The sequence below is a fragment of the Streptomyces sp. WM4235 genome (assembly GCF_001279725.1).
Lineage (GTDB): Bacteria > Actinomycetota > Actinomycetes > Streptomycetales > Streptomycetaceae > Streptomyces.
The window spans coordinates 22817-44972 of record NZ_LGDE01000436.1 but is presented as its reverse complement, the minus strand read 5'-3'; the positions used below and the strand labels follow the sequence as shown (position 1 = coordinate 44972).

Here is a 22156-nt window from a genome sequence, read left to right as displayed (position 1 = left end):
CGGGCGACGTATCGTGTCCGCGGGAACCATGGGGTGGTACCGCACTCGGGGGAGGCGATGTGGAGGACTACGCGGGTCGGATCCTGTCCGACCGATACCGTCTGCCGCTGCCGCCGTCGGACGAGTACGAGCCCGTCGAGACCCGGGCCTTCGACACGCGCAGCGGTCAGGAAGTCCTGGTCCGTCAGGTGCCGTTGCCGGAGATCGTGGACGCGGAGCTGCTGGACGGGACGCGCGGTCCGGCGACCGGGCGCCGGTCGTCCGGCGAACTCCCGGCCGTGCGCCGGGCCATCGCGGCGGCGCAGGCCGCCGCCTCGGTACCCGACCACGCGCGCCTCGACCAGGTCTTCGACGTCTTCGCGGAGGGCGGTTCGCTGTGGATCGTCAGCGAACTCGTCCCCGCGCGGCCGTTGGCGGCCCTGATCGCCGAGGAGCCGCTGACCCCCTATCGGGCGGCGGAGGTGGCCGCCGACGTCCTGACCGCGCTGCGGGTGCTGCACGCGCACGGCTGGACCCACCGCAACATCACCGTCCGGACCGTGTTGATATGCGATGACGGCCGGGTCGTCCTGACGGGGCTCGCGGCGGGCGCCGCGGAGGAGGCCCTCTGCGGATACGACCCGGTGCCCGAGGGCGCCGGGATCGGTACGGAACTCCCCGCGTCCGAGCCGGTCGACCGGTACCCGGCGAGCCAAGGGCCGGCGCCGGACCCGTCGGGCCGGGAAACCGCGCGCCGGGGGTTCGACTTCGGTCCGCGGGCGACCGACCCGTACGGCCGGATCCCCGGACCCGGCCGGCCGCCGGTCGCCCCGGAGCCCGCGTCCGAGGCCGGATCCGAACCCCGGACGCTTCCGCCCGTGCGGGAGTCCGCCGGCATCGAGTACGCCCCGCTGGTGGCCCCGGGGTACGACACCGGGCCGCGGTACTCCGACCACATCACCCCGGAACGCCCCCCGATCCCGGTGCTTCCGGCACTCCAGGCGGGTCCCGCGGCCGACTCGGACCCCTCCGCCGAGCGGCCCGACGCCAAGGCCGCCGCGCGGGCCGGCACCATCGCCGCCTACCGGGCCGGCGCGCGGGCGGCCGCGGCCAAGGTCGAGGAGGAACGCAGGGCCGGCACGGGCGCCGCACCCGAGCCGCGCCCGGAGGGCTCGAACCTGCCGCAGGGGTACTCGTACCCGTACGGGGGCCCGGCCGCCGCGCCGGCCGCGCCCTGGCACGGGGCCACCCCCCGCCGCCGGCCGGACCAGGACACGGCCGCCGAGCCGGAGCCCGCGCACGCGCCGACCCCGGAACCGGAGCCCGCGTACCCGCCGGACCCCGAGCCGGAGCACGCCCCGGGGGTCGCGCACACCGCGGAGTCACCCGGCGCCGTGAACGTGCCCGCGCTGCCCGCGCGGCTCGCCCTGCCCCAGGGGTACCGCCAAGCCGAACCCCGGGACCCCACCGGCCCCTTCCCGGTCGTGCGGCCCGACGAGCCTCGGCCCGGGACCGGGGTGGCCGTGCCCCGCCCGGCACCTCCGCGGCCGATCCCGCGCGCGGTCCCCGAGCCGGTCCCGCCGGCGGCCCCGCGGCCCGTCGGCGTCGACGGCTGGTCCGGCGCCCGCATCGGCGGCGGTGGCCCCAGGACCGGCCTGGACGCCGAGCGCGCGCGGCAGACCCGGATGGCCGTCGTGGGAGCAGTCACCGAGCGCTGGGCGCCCGAGCAGGCCGGCCCCGTGCACGGACACTGGCAACTGGCCGCGCCCGTCGGACCCGCCACCGACCTCTGGGCGCTCGGCGCGCTCCTGTACCGCGCCGTCCAGGGGCACGCCCCGTACCCCGAGGAGAGCGTCCCCGACCTCGTGGAGATGGTCTGCTCCGAGCCCCCGGCCTTCGCCGAGGAATGCGGTCCGCTGCGCCCGATCGTCGAGTCGCTGCTGCGCCAGGACCCCACCGAACGACCCGACTTCGAGGAGCTGCGCGGCTGGCTGCGCTCGCTGGTGCGCTCCGCTCCCGAACCCGACGGCGCCTTCGGGATGCTGCCGATGGCGGACCCGGACCCGACGCGGCTGCCCGTCGTGCGCAGGCGCGGTGACGTGCACGGTCGCCACCGCAGCGCGGAGGCCCCGCGCCGCAAGCCGCGTTCCCTCGGGCGAACCCTGCTGGTCGGCGTCCTCGCGTTACTCGCGGCGGCGGTGGGGTACGCCCTGCTGTTCATGCCCCGCTCCGCGGACCAGCGGGCGCAGGGGGAGCCGGACGGTGCCACTCCCCGACCCCCCGTCTCCAGCGCGCCGCCCACGTCCGGCCAGGGCCCCGGGCGGACGCCCTCGGGCACCCCGGAGTCCAAGCCCGCCTCGCAGAGCAAGGCGCCCGTGCCCGCTCCGCCCGGCTACACCACCCAACAGGACCCCGAGCACTTCGAGATGGCGGTTCCCGACGGCTGGGAACGGCGCGGCATCAACGAGGCGGGCCAGGTCCGGTACGTGGATGGGCAATTCGTGTTGACGGTGGTGCCGGGACGGGACAAGGTCGAGGGCGGCAGGCCGGACCCGCTCACGTACCAGAAGGACAAGGAGCCGGAATTGTCCCCGTACCGTAATTCCAGTTGGGCGAGCGGTGGGGACGTCAAGTCGACCACGGTGGGCCAACAGGTGCGGGTCACCGGCCGGTACACGTGGATCGACTCGGCGGGACGCAGCGTCGTTGCGCGTAACTTCGTCGTCGCGTTGGGTGGGGTCTACCACGTGGTCCTGGTGACCGGACCGCAGGACGAGGAAGGAAGGGTCACCGACGTCTTCGAGAAGGCCACGGGGAGTTACAAGCCAGGGGGTTGACAGAGCGCTGACGGCATGTCAATGCGGCGATTGCGTCACAGTGCTGTCTCACCGCGCCCGCGCGGTGTCGGCATCGCGCGCAAGCTCCGTAATCTGGCCCGAAGTGCACAGAGCGGCGAGGTTTCGTGGAACAGCAGACAGGTGCGGGTGCAGTGCTCGCGAGCCGGTACAGGCTCGTCGAGCCCATCGGCCGCGGCGGCATGGGCAAGGTGTGGCGCGCGCATGATGAGTTGCTGCACAGGACCGTGGCGGTCAAGGAGCTGACGGCAGGTCTGTACGTCGCCCAGGCCGACCGGGAGGTCATGCATGCCCGGACGCAGAAGGAGGCCCGGGCCGCGGCCCGGATCCAGCATCCGGCGGTCGTGACCGTCCACGACGTGTTGGAGCACGACGACCGCCCGTGGATCGTCATGGAGTACATCGACGGGCCCTCCCTGGCCGAGGCGGCGAAGGCGGCGGGCCGCATCGAGCCCCGCGAGGCCGCCCGGATCGGGTTGCACGTGCTGGGCGCCCTGCGGGCCGCACACGCCGTCGGGGTGCTGCACCGGGACGTGAAGCCGGGCAACGTCCTGCTCGCCAAGGACGGACGGGTCCTGCTCACCGACTTCGGCATCGCCGCGATCGAGGGCGACTCGTCCATCACGCGCACGGGTGAACTCGTCGGCTCCATCGACTACCTGGCCCCCGAGCGGGTCACCGGCGGCGCCCCCGACCCGTCCTCGGACCTGTGGTCGCTCGGTGCCACCCTCTACACCGCGGTCGAGGCCCGCTCGCCGTTCCGGCGCACCTCGCCCATCTCCAGTCTCCAGGCCGTCGTCAACGACGAGCCGCCCGCCCTGCGGCAGGCCGGGGCGCTCGGCCCCGTCATCACGGCCCTGCTGCGCAAGGACCCCGCGGAGCGGCCCTCGGCGTCGGAGGCCGAGCGGATGCTGATCGAGGCGATGGAGGGCCGGGAGCCGAAGTCGGCCCAGGCGTACGTCCCGACGCGTGCGATGACCGCGGAGGAACGGTCCCCCGCCGCCCGGGAGGCGGGAGGGGGCGAGGAGTCGGCCCAGGAGCCCCCGACGCGGCCCCCGACGGGCGGCGAACCCGGCGGCACGACCGTGCTCGCCGAGCAATCACCCCCGGCCCCCGCCCCCGTGCCGTTCCCGGGCCGCATCAAGCGGGCGGCGGCCGTGGCCCTGGTCGCGGCGCTGCTCGGCGGCGGCGGGGTCTTCGGGGTCCTCAAGTACACGGAGGGCAGGGCCGAGGGCGAGGACAAGAACGTCAGCGCCCCCGACCAGGGTCAGCCCGACGATGCCGAGCAGCAGGCGGCGGCCACCCCGCCCGCGGGCTGGAAGAAGGTCGTCGACCCGGCGGGCTTCACGCTCTTCGTCCCGGAGGGCTGGGAGCGCCAGATGAACGGCACGCAGATCGACTACACCCCGGACAACGGCAACCACTTCGTGCGGATCGCCTTCGACCCGACCCCGGACTACGACAACCCGTACACGCACCTGCTGGACCTGGAGAAGCAGCTCAAGCAGCGGTCGGACTACAAGCGGCAGAAGCTGGAGCAGAACGGCTTCCGGGACACCGTCCGCGCCGCGATCTGGGAGTTCACCCTGACCGAGAAGGGCACGCACGCCGGTCCGCGCCGGGCCATCGAGCAGATGTACGTGGCCCCGGACGACACCGAGTACGCGGTCTACATGTCGAGCCCGGCCGCCGACTGGGCGAAGACCCGGCAGCAGTTCGACACGGTGCTCAGCGGCTGGCAGCCCCCGCCCAAGACGGACTGACGGGGGTCCGGGGGCCCGTGCGGCCACCTTGCCCGGCCATCCTGCCAGCGATCACTGGCGGAAATGTCAAAATCCGGTTACCCACGGGTACCCAAAGGCCCGCAGGCGGAATACGCTCACCGCCATGACGGACTCGCAGGCCCCCGCCGCCCCCCTCCGCGCCGCACCGCAGCCCACCAACCCGGTGGCCGCCGCCCCGGCCGGCGCCCGTACCGCCGCCGACGTGGTGACCCCCGACCTGGTCGCCCGGCTGACCCGCGGAGTGATCGGATCCGGTCGCACCGCCAACCACACCCCCTTCACCGGGGACGAACTGGCGGACCTGCCCGAGGCCGGGCCCGAGGACGTGGCCGAGGCCTTCGCCCGGGCCCGCGCCGCCCAGCCCGCCTGGGCCGCCGTCTCCGCACGCGGCCGGGCCGCCGTGCTGCTGCGCTTCCACGACCTGGTGCTGGCCCGGCAGGCCGAGGTGCTCGACCTGATCCAGCTGGAGACCGGCAAGGCCCGGCTGCACGCCCACGAGGAGGTGCAGGCCGTCGCGGTCGCCGCTCGCCACTACGGCCGCAAGGCGCCCTCGTACCTGCGTCCCAAGGGCCACACCGGCGCCATCCCCACCCTCACCAAGGTCACCGAGCTGCGCCAGCCGCGCGGGGTCGTCGGCCAGATCGCCCCCTGGAACTACCCCCTCGAACTGTCCGTCGGCGACGCGCTGCCCGCCTTCGTCGCCGGCAACGCCGTGGTCATGAAGCCCGACACGGAGACCGCGCTCACCGCCCTGTGGGCCCGTGACCTGCTGATCGAGGCCGGTCTGCCCGCCGAGGTCTTCCAGATCGTCCTGGGCGAGGGCCCCGTCGTCGGCCCCGAGGTGGTCCGGCACGCCGACTACGTCTCGTTCACCGGCTCCACCCGTACCGGCCGCGAGGTCGCCCGGGGCGCGGCCGACCGCCTCGTCGGCGTCACCCTCGAACTCGGCGGCAAGAACGCCATGCTCGTCCTGCGCGACGCCGACGTGGAGAAGGCCGCGGCGGGCGCCGTCCGCGCCTGCTTCTCCTCCGCGGGACAGCTGTGCATCTCCATCGAACGGCTCTACGTCCACGAGTCGATCGCGGACGCGTTCGTCGAGCGGTTCGCCGCCCGCACGAAGGCCATGAGGCTCGGCAACTCCCTCGCGTACGGGGCCGACATGGGCTCGCTCGTCGGCGAACGCCAGCTGGAGACCGTCCAACGGCACGTGGACGAGGCCGTCGCCAAGGGCGCCACCCTGGTCGCGGGCGGCGTCGCCCGCCCCGACATCGGCCCGCTGTTCTACGAGCCCACCATCCTCGACGGCGTCGAGACCCCCATGGCGGTCTGCGGCGAGGAGACCTTCGGCCCGGTCGTCTCGATCTACCGGTTCACCGACGAGGACGAGGCCGTCGCGCAGGCCAACGCCACCTCGTACGGGCTCAACTCCAGCGTCTGGACGAAGGACGCGCGCCGCGGCCACGCCGTCGCCGCCCGCCTGCGCACCGGCACCGTCAACATCAACGAGGGCTACGCCCCGGCCTACGGCAGCGCCCAGGCGCCCATGGGCGGCATGAAGGACTCCGGCCTCGGCCGCCGGCACGGCTCCGAGGGCATCCTCAAGTACACCGAGGCGCAGACCGTCGCCCACCAGCGGCTGCTCCCGATGGCCCCCTCGCTGGGCATGGACGACGAAAAGTACGCGGCGTTCATGACCCGCAGCCTGAAGGTCATGAAGGCGCTCCGATTCCGTTAGGCACGACCGCCCGGGAGGCAACGCAGTGTCGTACGACTACGACGTGATCGTCATCGGATCGGGCTTCGGGGGGTCGGTCTCGGCGCTGCGGCTCACCGAGAAGGGCTACCGGGTCGGCGTCCTGGAGGCAGGGCGCCGCTTCACCCGCCAGAGCCTGCCGAAGAACAGCTGGGACCTGCGGAACTACCTGTGGGCCCCGGCGCTCGGGCTCTACGGCATCCAGCGGATCCACCTGCTCGGCAACGTGATGGTGCTCGCGGGCGCCGGGGTGGGCGGCGGCTCGCTGAACTACGCCAACACCCTCTACGTGCCGCCCGCCGCCTTCTTCGAGGACCGGCAGTGGGCCTCCATCACCGACTGGCGCGAGGAACTCGCCCCGTACTACGACCAGGCCAAGCGGATGCTGGGGGTCCGGCTCAACCCGACGACGACCCCCTCGGACGTCCACCTGAAGGCGGCGGCCGAACGGATGGGCGTCGCCGACTCCTTCCACATGGCCCCGGTCGGCGTCTTCTTCGGGGACGGCGAGGACGCCGAGGGCAGCCGGCGGGCCAGGGCCGGCGAGGAGGTCGCCGATCCCTACTTCGGCGGCAAGGGCCCCGCCCGCAAGGCGTGCACCGAGTGCGGCGAGTGCATGACCGGGTGTCGGCACGGCGCGAAGAACACCCTGAACGAGAACTACCTGCACCTCGCCGAGCGCGCCGGCGCCGTCATCCACCCCATGACCACCGTCACCGCGATCTCCGAGCACCCCGACGGCGGCCACCGGGTCCGCACCGTCCCCACCGACCACCGCCGCCGCGGCAAGGCCAAGGTGCTGCGCGCCCGGTACGTGGTCGTCGCGGCCGGCACGTACGGCACCCAGACCCTGCTGCACACGATGAAGGACCGGGGCGAGCTGCCCCGGCTCTCGGACCGGCTCGGGGAACTGACCCGTACCAACTCCGAGGGCCTGGTCGGCGCCCAGACCGACGACCGGCGCTACCGCAAGCGGCACGGCGAGGGCCGCCGTGCCGACTTCACCCACGGGGTGGCCATCACCTCGTCCGTGCACCCCGACGCGAACACCCACATCGAGCCCGTCCGCTACGGCAAGGGCTCCAACGCCATGGGGTTCATGACCATCCTCCAGGTGCCGTACGGCAAGCACCGGGTCCGGGCCTGGTTCGCCCGGACCGCCAGGCATCCCGTGCAACTGGCGCGCTCGCTCTCCAACCGGCGCTGGTCCGAGCGGACGATCATCGGGCTCGTCATGCAGTCCCTGGACAACTCCCTCACCACGTACCGCAAGCCCGGCGGGATCGGAAAGGGCCTGCTGACCGCCCGGCAGGGCCACGGCGCCCCCAACCCGGTACAGATCGCGGAGGCCACCGAGGCGGCGACCCTGCTCGCCGAGGAGATCAACGGGTTCGCGGGCAGCAACGTCGGCGAGCTGATGGGCACCCCGCTGACCGCGCACTTCCTCGGCGGCTGCCCGATCGGCGAGAACCCGGCCGAGGGAGTCGTCGACCCGTACCACCGGCTGTACGGTCACCCCGGCATCTCGGTGGTCGACGGCTCGGCGGTCTCCGCCAACCTCGGGGTCAACCCGTCGCTGACGATCACGGCGCAGGCCGAGCGGGCCATGTCGTACTGGCCGAACAACGGCGAGGAGGACCCGCGCCCCGCCCAGGGCTCCGGTTACGTCCGGCTCTCGGCCGTGGAACCGGTCCGCCCGGCCGTCCCGAAGGACGCCTTCGGCGCGCTGCGGCTGCCGTTCCTCGCCGTCCCGGAAATACCTCCGAGGCAACCGGAACCGGAGCACTGAGGCCGGATACCGGCCGGGTACGACATCGGCGGACACCGCGCTCCCCCTCCGAGCGCGGTGTCCGCCGATGTACATGAGTGACCGGTGGTCGCCCCGGAAGGTTGTAGCGGAACCGGCCCGACAGGGCTGTGGTGTCCATCACATGGTCAACGAGGCAACCGCCCCGCACCCCGGACGGTCAACGGGGGCATGAGAAAGCGCATCTCCCTCCTGGCCGCCTGCGGCCTGGTGGCCGTGGGCCTGGCCACCACCCCCGCGCACGCCGCGGACCCCGCCTTCCCGGTGAGCGGCCCCACCGCCCTCCCGCTCCCGGTGCCCCCGGCGACCGGCAGCCCGAGGGAAGAGTCGCTCGTCTTCACCCTCGACGTCCCCCGGACCGGCGCCGGCTTCGGCGGGGAGGCCGTCCTCACCGTCGACCTGACCAAGGTCGCCGGCATCGCGACGGTCCGGGAGGACGCGCACGGCGCCAAGGAGAAGTGCACGGTCGCCGCCACCGCGCTCGTCTGCACCGTGCGCGGCACCCTGCCGCGCGTCGAGCTGCTGGTCGCCGCCGCCAAGAACGCGAAGAACGGCGACACCGGCGAGATCACGGTGACGGGGAAGACGGACGGGGCCACCGTCACCCCGACCACCACGAAGCTCACCGTCGGCGGACCGGACCTCGTCATGCGGGAGATGGCGCTCAAGCGCGACCCGCGGCCCGGCGAGAGCCAGCCGCTGCCGCTCGTGTTCACCAACGCGGGCACCCACTCGGCCAGGGGCGTGGTGCTGGAGCTGGAGACCACGCGCGGCATGAGCCTCGTGGAGGCGTACGACAACTGCCGCACCCGCACCGTCGCGGACATCACCACGGCCCTGTGCTCGGTCGACGGGGACTTCGAGCCGGGCGAGACCTACGAACTCGCCGGGGACAGCCCGCTGCACGTCAAGGCCAACCAGAGCGCCTACAGCGACCGGCTCGGCTACGGCATCCACCCGGCCGGCGACCAGCCGAAGGCCGCGCAGTGGGACGGCAAGACGGCCACGGGCAAGCGCCTGGGCGTCGCCAAGCGGGCCGCGAAGGCCGCCGCGAGCGCGCGCGCCGTCGACCTGAACCCCGGCGACAACCGGCGCACCTTCGACTTCGCCGTCCGCAACACGGCCGACTTCACGACGGCGGCCGTGTCCCTCGAAGGCGACTCGGGCGACACCCTCACGACCGCGTTCACCTTCGAGAACAAGGGTCCGGCCTGGATCCGCGGCGCCCGCGCCGGCGACTCGGCGGCCCGCACCGTCATCGTGATGCCCGACGGCGTACGGGTCGTCCGCAAGCCCGACGGCTGCACCGCCACCACCGCCACCGGCGGCGAGCGCGCCGAGCAGCTCGGCGCGCCCCGCTACGTGTGCGCACTCGGCGACACGGTCCGCGAGAACCAGCGGGCCGTCTACCCGTTCGACCTCAAGGTGGAGAAGACCCTGGTGAACGCCAAGGGCTCCGTCACCGTCGGCGACTGGGGCGCGACCGCGCCGAGGCCGCACGCCTTCGACCCGAACCCCGCCAACAACACGGCCGTCCTCGTGGTGAACGCCCAGGACGACGGCACCGGCCCGCGCCCGACCCCGCGCCCCTCCACGAGCGCCGGCACCCCCTCGCCGGGCGCCTCCGCGACCCCGACGGCGAGCGCCTCGGCCACGGCCGCCGGCGTCAAGGGCACCGGCACCGGCTCGGGCACCACCGCCCACGGGAGCGGCAACCTCGCCTCCACCGGCGTCACCGCCGGCCCGATCGCGCTCGGCGCCGCGGCCCTGATCGCCGCGGGCGGCGCGTTGTACGTGGCGGTCCGCCGCCGGGGTCCCGCGCGCACGTAGGTCCGGGCGCGGCTTTCCACGCGCGGCTTTCGCACACGCGCGGCTTTCTCAAGAGCACGAGGGCACAGCACGACGGCCGGCCCGGGGCGTCCCCCGGGCCGGCCGTCTTCTCACGTGGTGACCGGACCGCTGTCCCCTGCCGTCCGGTCACGTGAAGGAGCGAGGTCCCACGACGCACGACCGTCGGGCCGTACGTCTCATCGCTCCGGCAGAGCCACGCGTGGTGGTGCGGACCCGCACCTGGCCGGCGCGGACACCGTCTCAACGAGGACTCCCCGGGCCGGTCACGGTCCGGACGAGTGACGAACACCCGCCCGCGACCGGGCCCGCACGCCCCGCGCCCGCCTCAGACGCGGCCCCGGCACAGCTCCAGCAGGGTCATGGCGAGCTGGGTGCCCGGCTTGCCGAGGGCATCGCTCCAGTGCGAGAGCACCTCCATCTCGCGTGACAGGTGCACCCGACGGCCGCCCGAGCCGATCCGGGCGTCCTGGATCACCGTCGAGACGGCCATCCGCTCCTGGATCAGGCCGATGATCCGGTCGTCGATGGCATCGATCCGCTCACGGGAGTCGGTGATGAGCTGCTCGGGGGTGGTGACGGACATGAGGTTCTCCTGTGGGTGTGGGGGCCCGACAGGGGCGGGAACGCCAGAGCGCCCCGGTCCTGTCGGACCGGGGCGCTCTGGGAAGTCAGCGGCTCAAGCGAGCATCACGATGACCCATGGCGACCGGACCGACCGGTGCCATAGGTAAAGAGGAAGCTCAGCTGCTCGCGCATGGAACGGATTATGACCTTCCACCCCGCTCCCGGCCAAACGGGTTCGGATGGTGAGACGAAACGGCCCACCCGTCCCCCGTTAGAATCGACAAAACACACCCTCTTCCGCCGGAAGGCCTGCCCGTGCCTGAAGCACACACCGCCGCCCACGACAGCGCCCCGGACACGGTTCTCGTCGTCGACTTCGGTGCCCAGTACGCCCAGCTCATCGCCCGTCGCGTCCGCGAGGCCCGGGTCTACAGCGAGATCGTGCCCGGCACGATGCCCGTGGCCGAGATGCTCGCCAAGAACCCCAAGGCGATCATCCTGTCCGGAGGCCCGTCCTCGGTGTACGAGGAGGGTGCGCCCACCATCGACCGCGCCCTGTTCGAGGCCGGCGTCCCCGTCTTCGGCATGTGCTACGGCTTCCAGCTGATGGCGGTCACCCTCGGCGGTCAGGTCGACAACACCGGCGCCCGCGAGTACGGCCGCACCCCGCTGGCCGTCTCCAAGTCGGGATCCACCCTCTTCGAGGGCACCCCCGACAACCAGTCGGTGTGGATGTCCCACGGCGACGCCTGCTCCGCCGCCCCCGAGGGCTTCACCGTCACCGCCTCGACGAACGTCGTCCCGGTCGCGGCCTTCGAGAACGACGAGAAGAAGCTGTACGGGGTCCAGTACCACCCCGAGGTCATGCACTCCACGCACGGCCAGCAGATCCTGGAGCACTTCCTCTACCGGGGCGCCGGCCTGGCCCCCACCTGGACCACCGGCAACATCGTCGAGGAGCAGATCGCGGCCATCCGCGAGCAGGTCGGCGACAAGCGCGCCATCTGCGGCCTCTCCGGCGGCGTGGACTCCGCCGTGGCGGCGGCGCTCGTACAGAAGGCCATCGGCTCGCAGCTCACCTGCGTCTACGTCGACCACGGTCTGATGCGCAAGGGCGAGACCGAGCAGGTCGAGAAGGACTTCGTCGCGGCCACCGGCGTCCAGCTGAAGGTCGTCGACGCGCAGGAGCGCTTCCTGAACGCGCTGGCCGGCGTCTCCGACCCGGAGACCAAGCGGAAGATCATCGGCCGCGAGTTCATCCGCGTCTTCGAGCAGGCCCAGCTGGAGATCCTCCAGGAGGACGGCCCGGCGGTGGCCTTCCTGGTCCAGGGCACCCTGTACCCGGACGTCGTCGAGTCCGGCGGCGGCAGCGGCACCGCGAACATCAAGTCCCACCACAACGTCGGCGGCCTGCCCGACGACATCGAGTTCGAACTCGTCGAGCCGCTGCGCCAGCTGTTCAAGGACGAGGTCCGGATGGTCGGCCAGGAGCTCGGCCTGCCGGACGAGATCGTCCAGCGCCAGCCCTTCCCCGGCCCCGGCCTCGGCATCCGCATCGTCGGCGAGGTCACCAGGGAGCGGCTCGACCTGCTCCGCGAGGCCGACGCCATCGCCCGCCACGAGCTGACCGCCGCCGGCCTCGACCGGGAGATCTGGCAGTGCCCGGTCGTCCTGCTCGCGGACGTCCGCAGCGTCGGCGTCCAGGGCGACGGCCGCACCTACGGCCACCCGATCGTGCTGCGCCCCGTCTCCTCCGAGGACGCGATGACCGCCGACTGGACGCGCATGCCGTACGAGGTGCTCGCCCGGATCTCGACCCGCATCACCAACGAGGTGCGGGACGTGAACCGCGTGGTCCTGGACTGCACGAGCAAGCCCCCGGGCACCATCGAGTGGGAGTAGTCCCCACCCGGCCCCGCCGGACCTGACGAAGCCGCCGTTCCCCTCGGGGAGCGGCGGCTTCGGCGTTCCCCTGGCCAGTTCAGGAGGGTGCCGGTACCTTGCGCCGCGAGTCGACGCCGACCGAGGAGTGGCCATGCCGGACCAGCAGCCCGCCCTGGAACCCGTCCCCGCCGACCGGTTGCGCTTCGAGCTGCCGCCCCGGCACCCGGACCCGGCCGACGAGCGCGCCCACCGCAAGGAACGGCTCGCCGGGGCGCTGCGCCTGTTCGGGCGGCTCGGGTACGAGGACGGGGTCGGCGGGCACGTCACCGCACGCGACCCCGAGTTCGAGGACCGCTACTGGGTGAACCCCTTCGGCCGGGCCTTCGCCGGGCTGGGCGCCGACGACCTGCTGCTGGTCGACGCGGACGGCCGGGTGCTGGTGGGGGAGCGGCGGGTCAACCAACTGGCGTTCGCCGTGCACGCGGCCGTGCACCGGGCCCGGCCCGAGGTGGTGGCGGTGGTGCGCACGCAGGCCCCGTACGGCAGGGCGTTGGCCGCCCTCGGCGAGCTGCTGGCTCCCGTGACCCGGGAGGCCTGCGCCTTCTACGAGGACCACGCGCTCCTCGACGAGTACGCCGGGGACGGTGACGGCGAACGGATCGGCCGCGCGCTCGGCCCGTACAAGGCGCTGATCCTGCGCAACCAGGGGCTGTTGACGGTCGGGGACTCCGTGGACGCGGCGGCCTGGTGGTTCATCGCGGCGGAGCGGGCCGCGCAGGTGCAGCTGATCGCCCGGGCGGCCGGGAAGCCGGTGCCCGTCGACCACCGCGCCGCGGTCGCCACCAGGGAGCGGTTCGGGACGGACCTCGCGGCCTGGGTGAGCTACCAGCCGCTCTGGCAGACCGTCGCGCCGCAGGGCCGTTCCGCGCCGCCGGAAGGGTGACGTCAACATCATGAACGGTTAATCACCTGCTCTGACATCGTGCGCAATCCGGAGCACTGCCGCAGTGGTGCACAATTCGCTGGCATCGCACCGGAGTTCAGAGAGGCGGCACGCACGTGGCTGTCCAAGAGATCCCCAGAAGTACCCACGGTGGCACCTGCACCTGCGACGACTGCCCCCACGGAGCCCGGGAGGGACACCGCCGGGCGGTGGCCGCCTTCCTGGAGAAGCGCGAGGAGTTCGCCGCCGGCCAAGGCCTCCCGGCCGCCGTGTCCCGATCCGCCGGCGCCTCCCGCCAGTGGGTCTCCGACGAGCTGACCCTGTCCGCCCGCACGGTCGCCGACCGGGGCCGCGAGGCCGGGCACTCCTGGCTGTACCTGCTGTCCCGGCGGGCCGTCCTCGCCCTGTGGATCGCCGCCGGGGTGCTGCTGCTCGTCCAGGTCGGCACCGCGCTGGGCGCCGGCTGGTCGTCGGCGCGCACCGCCGGACTGCTGGCCGCGCTGGTGCTGGTGGCGCTGCTCACCGTCGGGTCCCGGGCCCAGTCGCTGCGCGGCGGACTGCTGGCCCCGCTGGTCGGCGAGGACAACCGGCTGTCCACCTCCAAGGCCGTGCCGAGCGCCTGGCTGGTCCTGATCGCCTTCTCCGTCCTGCTGCCCGCGCTGCGGCTCGCCGTCTCCTCGCCGGGGCCCGAACGCGACGCCCTGTACGCGGGGCCGGTGCTCGGGCGGGCGCTGCCATTGCTGGCGGTGCTCGCGCTGACGTCGGGGGTGGCGGTGCTGGTGCGTCGGGTGGTCTCCGTACGGATCATGGGGCAGCGGCTCCAGAAGCTGCCCGCCGACCGGCCCTCGGGCGCCGACCTGCTGACGGACGACGCGGGACGGGGGAGTTTCGCGGACGCCCAGTACGTGCTGGTCTCCACGGTGGTGCTGGCCTTCGCGGCGGTGTCGCTGGCCCGGTTCCCCGACCGGCTGCCCCGACTGCCGTGGGCGCTGGCCCTGCTGGTGGCCCTGTCGGCCGCCGTGTACCTCGCGGCGAAGTACGCGGAGGGCAGCCGCCCGTTGGTGCTGTCGGTGGTGCGCAGACGGGAGCCCGGGGATCTGGACTCGGCCATCCGCCCCGGGGACGACATCGAGATCCGGGGCGTCGGCTTCGTGCCGCCCGGCGCGCAGACGCCGGAGATGCTGGCCCGGCTGGTGGTGCGGATCGGAACGGTGCACGTGCACGTGCCGTTGGTGCCGGTGGCCGGCGGGTTCACCAACCCGTCCGACGCGGTGCTGACCGTACCGGTGCCGGCGGAGGTGGAACCGGGGCGCGTCGACGTCCAGGTGGTGACCGCCGCCGGAGTGGAGTCGAACCGCTGCGGCATCGACGTGGCGGAGTGAACGGCGACGCGGTAGACATGGGGCGTGACCCGAACTGACGGCGTGACCCGAACTGACGTCCCTTCCGGTGCCGCCCCCGGACTGCGGGAACTCGCCGCCCGGCACGCCCTCCTCCCCCTGCGGATCTTCCTCGGCGTGACCTTCGTGTACGCGGGTCTGGACAAGCTGACCGACTCCGCGTTCCTCTCCGCCGGCGGCGACGGCTCCATCGGCGAACTCATGCGCGGGGTCCGCGACACCTCCGCGATCCCCGCCCTGGTGGACCTGGCGCTCAAGGCGCCCGTCGGCTTCGCCGTCACCCTGGCCGTCGGCGAGCTCCTGGTGGGCCTCGGACTCCTGGCCGGACTGCTGACCCGGATCGCCGCCCTGGGCGGCGCGTTGATCGCGCTCAGCCTGTGGCTCACGGTCTCCTGGGCGGTCACCCCGTACTACTACGGCAACGACCTGATCTACCTGATGGCCTGTACCCCGCTGATCCTCGCCGGGGCGCCCTACCTGTCGTTGGACTCCGCGATCCGCTCGCGCCGATCCCGCCGCACCGCGTAGGTCACCACCCCGACGACGGCCGCGAGCGCGAGGCCGCCCGCGGCCATCGGGACCACGGCGAACCAGGGCAGGTCCACCTCCCCGGCCGAGTCCAGCAGGCGCAGCGTGCCCGCGGTGAGCAGGACCAGGCCCGCGATCAGCCGTCCCGGCTGGAACTCATGACGCCGCACGGGCCACCTCCACCTGTCCCACACCCGCTTCGAGGTGCAGCTCGATCATTCCGCCGGCCTCGGTGCCGGCGGCGGGGAGCAACGTCTGCGACCGGTGCTCGCCGCCGGTCTTGATGCGCACCTGCCCGCCCTTCTCGCCGGGCAGCCGCAGGTCGCCCCACCGGACCGTCATGTCCGACCGCGCCGTGACCTCGCGGGGCACGACCACCTTCAGCCGGCCCGCGTCGATGGACGCCCGGACGGACAGCGTGGTGCCCTTCGGCACGTCCAGCCGGCTCAGGTCCAAGGTCGCCAGGCCGGTGCCCGCCTCGTACGAGGGCCGTACGTCGGCCACCGCGGCGGGCCGCCACGAGACGTCCCGCCAGTCCGTGCCGATCTCCTTCGGCAACGCGCTCGCCCCCGCCAGGAGCCCGGCCGTCATCAGGGACAGCAGGACGGTGCCGAAACCGGTGCGGCCCTTGACCGAACTGACGGCCAGCCCCAGCCCGAAGACGGCCAGCGCGGCGGCCAGCCCGACCGTGAGGGCGTGCGAGAGCGTGCTGCCCTCCCACACCGAGGCGGTGGCGGCGGCCCCGCCGAGCAGCGCCAGCACGAACACCCGCCCGCCGATGCCACCGCGCCCGACCGCCCGGGAAACCGGCGCGGCGGGCTTCGGCGCCCGGCCCGCGGGGGCGTCCACGTCCGCCGGACCCCACAGGTACCCGGTGGACCCCACCGGACCGGTCGTACCGTCCTTGACCAGCGGGTCCCGCCACCAGGAGGGGCTGCCGGGCGCGGGCGGCGCCTGCGTCTCGGGCGGCGGCGCCGCCCGAGACACAGGGGGGGTCTCCGCCTCCGGCGCGGCCCCCGACCGCCGCCGGGACCAGTACGAGGCCCCGCCGAGCGCCAGGATCACCAGGATCGAGAACACCCCGAGCCCGCCGTTGTCCACCATCGTCAGGAACAGCGCGCAGCCCACCAGCGCCGCGAACAACGCCGCGAGGGTCGCCCCCTCCACCCGGCCCGTCAGCAGCTTCTTCGCCTCGGACTCCTCGTCGCCGTCCTGGGGGAGCAGCAGCCAGGCGAACCCGTAGAAGATCAGGCCGACACCACCGGTGACCGCGAGGACGGCCAGCACGATCCGGAACACCACCGGGTCCAGGTCGAAGTACCGGCCGAGGCCCGCGCACACGCCGGCGAGCACCTTGTCGCGCCTGCCGCGGCGCAGGGGAGGGTGTTCGGGAGGGGCGGGGGCCCCGGAATCCGCCGGAGGGGCCTCGTGTACTTCGGTCATGGGTCCATGGTGACGGGCCGTCGGCCCCCGAGGAATCCGGCCCGACCCTGGGACAACCCTGATATCCCCCCGATCGAAGTGGGGGGCTGCCCTGATGCCCCGCGCCCGCCGGCCGTGTGACCATCAGTGCCATGCCCGCAGCCGCCGCCCCCCGCATCCCGCACGTACAGGAGTCCCCGCCGGGCTCCGAGGCACCGCACCGCAAGCTCTACCGCAGCGCCGACGGCCGGATGCTCGGCGGGGTCGCGCGCGGGCTCGCCGGGCACCTCGGGCTGCCCGTCGTCTGGGTCCGCCTCGCGTTCCTCGGCCTGTTCATGTGGGGGGACGGCCTCGGGATCCTGCTGTACGCCGCGTTCTGGGTCTTCGTACCGCTCGGCATCGGCGGCCGCACCGGACACCGCTCCTACTTCGAGACCCTCCCCGACGGCGGCCGGCGCCTGCGCAAACCCGACAAGGGGCAGGTCACCGCGCTGATCGCGCTGTGCGTGGGCGCCGGCATCTTCTTCTCCCAGCTCCGGGTCGGCGGCACCAACGGCCGCTACATCTGGCCCACGCTGCTCGTCGGCGCCGGCGTGGTGCTGGTCTGGCGACAGGCCGACAACGCCCGCCGCGCCCACTGGAGCGCCGCCGCCGGACGGCACGGCCGACTGCTCCAGGCGGCCAGGGCGCTCGCCGGGGTGGCCCTGGTCTGCGTGGGCCTGACCGTGTTCATCGTCGTACGGGGCTCCGCCGCGCAACTCGGCAACGTCCTCACCGCCACCCTCGCCGTCCTCGTCGGCGTCGCCCTGCTCGCCGGCCCCTGGCTGATCCGGATGACCCAGGACCTCTCCGAGGAACGCCTGATGCGCATCCGCGCCCAGGAACGCGCCGAGGTCGCCGCCCACGTCCACGACTCGGTACTGCACACCCTCACCCTGATCCAACGCAACGCCGAGGACGTCGGAGAGGTGCGCCGCCTCGCCCGCGCCCAGGAACGGGAACTGCGGAACTGGCTCTACAAGCCCGAGGGCACCGGCAAGGACGAGGCCGAGGAACCCACCACGCTCGCCGACGCCGTGAAGCGGACCGCCGCCGAGGTCGAGGACCACCACGGCGTCCCCATCGAGGTCGTCGTCGTCGGCGACTGCCCGCTCGACGAGAAGCTGTCCGCCCAGGTCCAGGCCGCACGCGAGGCGATGGTCAACGCCGCCAAGTACGGTGGCGAGGGCGGACCGGTACAGGTGTACGCGGAGGTCGAGGGCCGCACCGTGTTCGTGTCCGTACGGGACCGCGGCCCCGGATTCGACATCGACGCGGTACCGGACGACCGGATGGGCGTACGAGAATCGATCATCGGCCGGATGCAGCGCAACGGCGGGACCGCGCGGCTGCGGTCCGCGCCCGACGGCGGCACGGAAGTCGAGCTGGAGATGGAGAGGGCGGCGAACGCAGCATGACCGAGGACAACGCGAACACCGGCGCGCCGACCGGGGGAGCCCCCGACGCCGGCCCGGGGAGGGTCCGGGTGGTGCTCGTCGACGACCACCGGATGTTCCGCACCGGCGTACAGGCCGAGATCGGCGAGACCGCGCGGACCGGCGTCGAGGTCGTCGGCGAGGCCGCGGACGTGGACCAGGCCGTCACCGTCATCACCGCCACCCGCCCCGAGGTGGTGCTCCTCGACGTGCACCTGCCCGGTGGCGGCGGGGTCGAGGTGCTGCGGCGCTGCGCCCCCTTGATGTCGGCCGCCGAGAACCCGGTGCGGTTCCTGGCCCTGTCGGTGTCGGACGCCGCCGAGGACGTCATCGGGGTCATCCGCGGCGGCGCGCGCGGCTACGTCACCAAGACCATCACCGGCGCCGACCTGGTGAACTCGATCTTCCGGGTGCAGGAGGGGGACGCGGTGTTCTCCCCCCGGCTCGCCGGTTTCGTGCTCGACGCCTTCGCCTCCACCGACGCACCGCCCGTGGACGAGGACCTCGACCGACTCACCCAGCGCGAGCGCGAGGTGTTGCGGCTGATCGCGCGCGGCTACGCGTACAAGGAGATCGCCAAGCAGCTCTTCATCTCGGTGAAGACCGTGGAATCCCACGTCTCGGCGGTGCTGCGCAAGCTCCAGCTCTCCAACCGGCACGAGCTGACCCGCTGGGCCACGGCCCGCCGCCTGGTGTGACCCCGAGAGGGTCGCGGGCCGCGGCCCTGTGATCGACGACGCACCGGCGGAGGGGAACCGGGACAGGTTCCGAGGGCCTCTTCGCCGGCGTGACGAGCCTGACCGGGACCCCCCTCTTCGTGACGGCGATCGCCCTCGCGGTGATCGCCGTGCTGCTGCCCCTGCTGCTGTGGGGCAAGGCGCGCGGACCCGCCGTCGTGCGCGTCGCCACCCGCGGCCTGATGGTGGTCTTCGCGCAGGTCACCGCCATCGCGCTGGTGTTCGTCGCGGTCAACCGCGAGGAGAACTTCTACGCCTCCTGGGGCGACCTGCTCGGCACCGGGAAGTACGTCACGGCCGCCCCCGACCTCGGCCCGGACGGGCTCGGGGGAGCGAAGGCGGCCGAGGTGGCCCGCGAGCCCAAGGTCCGCCAGGAGTTCCGACCCGTCGAGGGCGTCGGCGGTGGCGTCCGCACGACCGAACTCGACGGGAAGATCTCCGGGGTCAAGGGCGACGTCATGGTGTGGCTGCCGCCGCAGTACGACGATCCCGCCCACAAGGACCGGAAGTTCCCCGTCGTCGAACTGATCCCCGGCATCCCGGGCACGGGCAAGTCCTGGTTCCAGGGCCTCAAGGCGCACGAGGTGCTGGAACCGCTGATGAGGAACGGCACGGTGCGGCCGTTCATCCTGGTCTCGCCCCGCGCCATGCTGCTCGGCAACGGCGACACCGGCTGCGCCAACATCCCCGGCAAGGTCAACGCCGACAGCTGGTTCAGCGTCGACGTCCGCAAGATGGTCGTCGACAACTTCCGGGCCTCGGACGAGGCCCGGAACTGGGGCGTGGCCGGCTACTCGGCCGGCGCGTACTGCGCCGCCAAGCTGGCGATCCTGCACCCCGACCGCTACGGCGCGGCCGTCTCCCTGTCCGGCTACAACGACCCGGGCCAGGAGCCCAGCTCGCTGGTGGCCAAGGACCCCGAGCTGCGCCGCACCCACAACCTGAAGGAACTGCTCAAGGCCCGGCCCGCGCCGCCGGCGGTCGCGCTGTGGATGTCGGGCGCCGAGCACGACGGCTACCTGTCCGGGATGGACCTCAAGGCCCTCGCGAAGAACCCGACGACGGTGCACGCGGAGAAGATCACCGGCGGCCACAACCTGGAAGCCTGGTCCAAGCAGCTGCCGCAGACCTTCGGCTGGCTCAGCCGGCAGGTCAAGACGCCGTAGGAGCCCGCCGGTCCGGGGCTACGCGGGTCGGGAGGCGCCCGCCCAGGGCATCGAGTCCACGGGGGCCACCCGGACCGTCGAGCCGGGGCGCGGGGCGTGGATCATCTGACCGTTCCCGATGTACAGGCCGACGTGCGTCACTCCGGAGTAGAAGAACACCAGGTCACCCGGGGCGAGTTGGTCGCGGGCGACCCGGCGCCCGGCGTTGATCTGGGTGTAGGTGGTGCGGGGCAACGAGACCCCGGCGGCCCGCCAGGCGGCCTGCGTCAGGCCCGAGCAGTCGAACGAACCCGGCCCGGTTGCGCCCCAGACGTACGGCTTGCCGATCGCCCCGTGCGCGAAGGCGATGGCCCGCGCGGCGCGCGAACCGTCGGCGGGCGCCGGCGCGGTGGTCCGCGGGCCGGCCGGTGACACCGCGCCGGCCGGCGCGCCGGCGGCGGTGACGGTGCTCGGCGCCGAGCGGGCCTCGTACGCCGCCCGCTCCTCCGCGGTGAGCTTCGCCAGCAGGCGCTTGGCGCCGGCCAGCCTGCCCTCGACGAGGGCCTTGGTCTCGGCGAGTTCGTCCCGCCGCCCGCGCAGGTCCGCCAGCCGCCCGGAGGCCTTCTCGCGCACCTTCGCGACCTGGTCCAACTGGGCCCGTACGGAGGCCACCTCGGCCGCGGTACGGTCGCCGGTCCGGCTCAGGAACGCGGCCCGCTCCAGGTACTCCTGCGGGTCCTCGGCCATCGCCAGCTGGACCGCGGGCCCCAGGCTCCCGCTGCGGTACTGGCCGGCGGCGAGTGAACCCAGCGCGCTGCGCGCGGTGTTGAGCCGGTCCGTCCGGCGCGCGGCCTCGTCACGCAGGCCGGTCAGCTCCCGTTCGGCCTCGTCGGCCTTCTCCTTCGCCCCGTTGTACCGCTCGGTCGCCGCCTCGGCCTCCTCGTAGAGCCGGTCCACGTCCGCCGCGACCTGGGCGGGAGTCTGACGGGGCTCGGCCTGGGAGACGCCTTCGAAGGCGGTGGCGGTGGCAGCGCCCGCGAGGGCGAGGGTGGTGGCCGCGGTCCGTACGGCGGGGCCGGAGAGCGGGCGCTGCCTGGGCTTTCGATGACTTGCCACGGGGGCGTCACGTCCTTCCGTTGGTCTTGGGGGAGGACGTTAAACCTGAAGGTAACGGGCCGATGACGAGATGACCCGAATCGACCGCAGTTGACCGGTCAGTGCCAGAGCAGGGCGATAAAGATATTGGCGATGGTCAGTCCGCCGACCGCGCCGAAGAGGGCCTTGTCCACCCGCTCTTCGTCCCGCTTCACGTAGACCAGCGCCAGGATCACGAAGAGGACGGCGAGCTTCACGCCTATCTTGACCTGGTTGATCGTGCCGCCGTCCATCTCCCGGAAGCCGACCAGCAGCACGCCGGTCACGAGCATGGTCAGCGCGCCGTGCAGCATCGCCGGGACGAAGCGGGCGGTGCCCGCCCCCATCGCCTTCATCTGGGTGAGGAATCCGCCGAGGAGCGAGGCGATCCCGATGATGTGCAGGCCGACGAAGACCTTGATCAATACGTCCATGCCGTCGAGCGTACGGGGCGCCCCCCGCGCCGAATCCGGCAGGTCGGCGAGGGCCGCGCGGGCCCGGCGAGACCCGTCCTGGCCTGCGTAGAGTGAGGACATGGCCGCCACTCCCGCCGCTGACCCCGCCGCTGAACCAGCCCACCCCGACGTCGACCGACCGCACGTCGACCGGCTGGAACTCGTCGAGGTCCTCGCGGCGCTCGGACATCCCGTCCGGCTGGAGATCGTGCGCAGGCTCGCCTCGGGCTCGGAGGCGTTCTGCGGCGAGGTGGTACCCGACCTGCCGCGCTCCAGCGTCACGCACCACCTCAAGACGCTGTACGAGAGCGGAGTGATCACCCGCCGCCCCGCCGGGCGCCGGCTCTACCTGGCCCTGCGGCGAGATGACCTGGAGCTGCGCTTCCCCGGACTGCTGGCGCTGGTACTGGGCTGACCCGCCCCCGGAAGAGCCCGGACCC

At 73.3% G+C, this 22156-nt stretch carries 18 protein-coding genes; 13 read left to right on the top strand and 5 right to left on the bottom strand.

Annotation, left to right across the window (positions count from 1 at the left end):
* The first annotated feature begins 59 nt into the window (after positions 1-59).
* The 5 genes from ADK55_RS27855 (at position 60) to ADK55_RS27835 (ending at position 10008) form a co-directional block, all read left to right on the top strand.
* A complete protein-coding gene (locus ADK55_RS27855; RefSeq protein WP_053682576.1) occupies positions 60-2816 on the top strand; it encodes a protein kinase in 2757 nt (918 codons plus the stop codon).
* A gap of 125 nt (positions 2817-2941) precedes the next feature.
* The gene (locus tag ADK55_RS27850; protein WP_053682575.1) at positions 2942-4597 is read left to right on the top strand and encodes a serine/threonine-protein kinase; all 1656 of its coding nucleotides are present in this window, start codon (positions 2942-2944) and stop codon (positions 4595-4597) included.
* Between the two features lie 124 nt (positions 4598-4721).
* On the top strand, positions 4722-6353 hold the full coding sequence (locus ADK55_RS27845) for a succinic semialdehyde dehydrogenase (protein WP_053682574.1): 1632 nt from the start codon (positions 4722-4724) through the stop codon (positions 6351-6353).
* A gap of 25 nt (positions 6354-6378) precedes the next feature.
* The gene (locus ADK55_RS27840; protein ID WP_053682573.1) at positions 6379-8160 is read left to right on the top strand and encodes a GMC family oxidoreductase N-terminal domain-containing protein; all 1782 of its coding nucleotides are present in this window, start codon (positions 6379-6381) and stop codon (positions 8158-8160) included.
* Between the two features lie 189 nt (positions 8161-8349).
* Positions 8350-10008 carry a hypothetical protein gene (locus ADK55_RS27835; protein ID WP_053682572.1) on the top strand — a complete coding sequence of 553 codons (1659 nt, stop codon included), beginning with the start codon at positions 8350-8352 and terminating at the stop codon, positions 10006-10008.
* Positions 10009-10354: 346 nt separating this feature from the next.
* Here the strand turns inward: ADK55_RS27835 and ADK55_RS27830 are convergent, their stop codons facing one another.
* Positions 10355-10612 carry a chorismate mutase gene (locus tag ADK55_RS27830; RefSeq protein WP_053682571.1) on the bottom strand — a complete coding sequence of 86 codons (258 nt, stop codon included), beginning with the start codon at positions 10610-10612 and terminating at the stop codon, positions 10355-10357.
* A gap of 296 nt (positions 10613-10908) precedes the next feature.
* On the opposite strand from ADK55_RS27830, the gene guaA reads away from it, so the two are divergent.
* The 4 genes from guaA (at position 10909) to ADK55_RS27810 (ending at position 15348) form a co-directional block, all read left to right on the top strand.
* Positions 10909-12495, top strand: a complete 1587-nt coding sequence (guaA, locus tag ADK55_RS27825) for a glutamine-hydrolyzing GMP synthase (RefSeq protein ID WP_053682570.1) — start codon at positions 10909-10911, stop codon at positions 12493-12495.
* A 127-nt stretch (positions 12496-12622) separates the two neighbouring features.
* Positions 12623-13420, top strand: a complete 798-nt coding sequence (locus ADK55_RS27820) for a class II aldolase/adducin family protein (RefSeq protein ID WP_053682569.1) — start codon at positions 12623-12625, stop codon at positions 13418-13420.
* 116 nt (positions 13421-13536) lie between these two features.
* Entirely contained in the window at positions 13537-14802 is a 1266-nt protein-coding gene (locus ADK55_RS27815) for a hypothetical protein (RefSeq protein ID WP_199826644.1), read from the top strand.
* Between the two features lie 42 nt (positions 14803-14844).
* Positions 14845-15348 (top strand): DoxX family membrane protein, encoded by a 504-nt coding sequence (locus ADK55_RS27810; protein ID WP_053682567.1) that lies wholly within the window; start codon positions 14845-14847, stop codon positions 15346-15348.
* Here ADK55_RS27810 and ADK55_RS27805 read toward each other — a convergent pair.
* Complete coding sequence (locus tag ADK55_RS27805) at positions 15294-15518, bottom strand: hypothetical protein (protein ID WP_053682566.1); 225 nt, start codon at positions 15516-15518, stop codon at positions 15294-15296. The genes ADK55_RS27810 and ADK55_RS27805 overlap by 55 nt on opposite strands.
* Entirely contained in the window at positions 15505-16791 is a 1287-nt protein-coding gene (locus tag ADK55_RS27800) for a PspC domain-containing protein (protein ID WP_053682565.1), read from the bottom strand. Before ADK55_RS27800 ends, ADK55_RS27805 begins: the two co-directional genes overlap by 14 nt.
* 131 nt (positions 16792-16922) lie before the next feature.
* Between ADK55_RS27800 and ADK55_RS27795 the strand changes: the two genes are divergently transcribed.
* The 3 genes from ADK55_RS27795 (at position 16923) to ADK55_RS27785 (ending at position 20148) form a co-directional block, all read left to right on the top strand.
* Positions 16923-18227, top strand: coding sequence for an ATP-binding protein (locus ADK55_RS27795; protein ID WP_053682664.1), 1305 nt, complete (start codon positions 16923-16925; stop codon positions 18225-18227).
* A complete protein-coding gene (locus ADK55_RS27790; RefSeq protein ID WP_053682564.1) occupies positions 18224-18943 on the top strand; it encodes a LuxR C-terminal-related transcriptional regulator in 720 nt (239 codons plus the stop codon). The genes ADK55_RS27795 and ADK55_RS27790 overlap by 4 nt, the downstream gene beginning before the upstream one ends.
* A gap of 89 nt (positions 18944-19032) precedes the next feature.
* Positions 19033-20148, top strand: coding sequence for an alpha/beta hydrolase (locus ADK55_RS27785; RefSeq protein WP_053682563.1), 1116 nt, complete (start codon positions 19033-19035; stop codon positions 20146-20148).
* An 18-nt stretch (positions 20149-20166) separates the two neighbouring features.
* On the opposite strand, the gene ADK55_RS27780 is transcribed toward ADK55_RS27785, so the two are convergent.
* Entirely contained in the window at positions 20167-21243 is a 1077-nt protein-coding gene (locus tag ADK55_RS27780; protein WP_053682562.1) for a C40 family peptidase, read from the bottom strand.
* Positions 21244-21341: 98 nt separating this feature from the next.
* Positions 21342-21695 (bottom strand): hypothetical protein, encoded by a 354-nt coding sequence (locus ADK55_RS27775; RefSeq protein WP_053682663.1) that lies wholly within the window; start codon positions 21693-21695, stop codon positions 21342-21344.
* A gap of 100 nt (positions 21696-21795) precedes the next feature.
* On the opposite strand from ADK55_RS27775, the gene ADK55_RS27770 reads away from it, so the two are divergent.
* Positions 21796-22131 carry an ArsR/SmtB family transcription factor gene (locus ADK55_RS27770; protein ID WP_053682561.1) on the top strand — a complete coding sequence of 112 codons (336 nt, stop codon included), beginning with the start codon at positions 21796-21798 and terminating at the stop codon, positions 22129-22131.
* Positions 22132-22156: the final 25 nt, after the last annotated feature.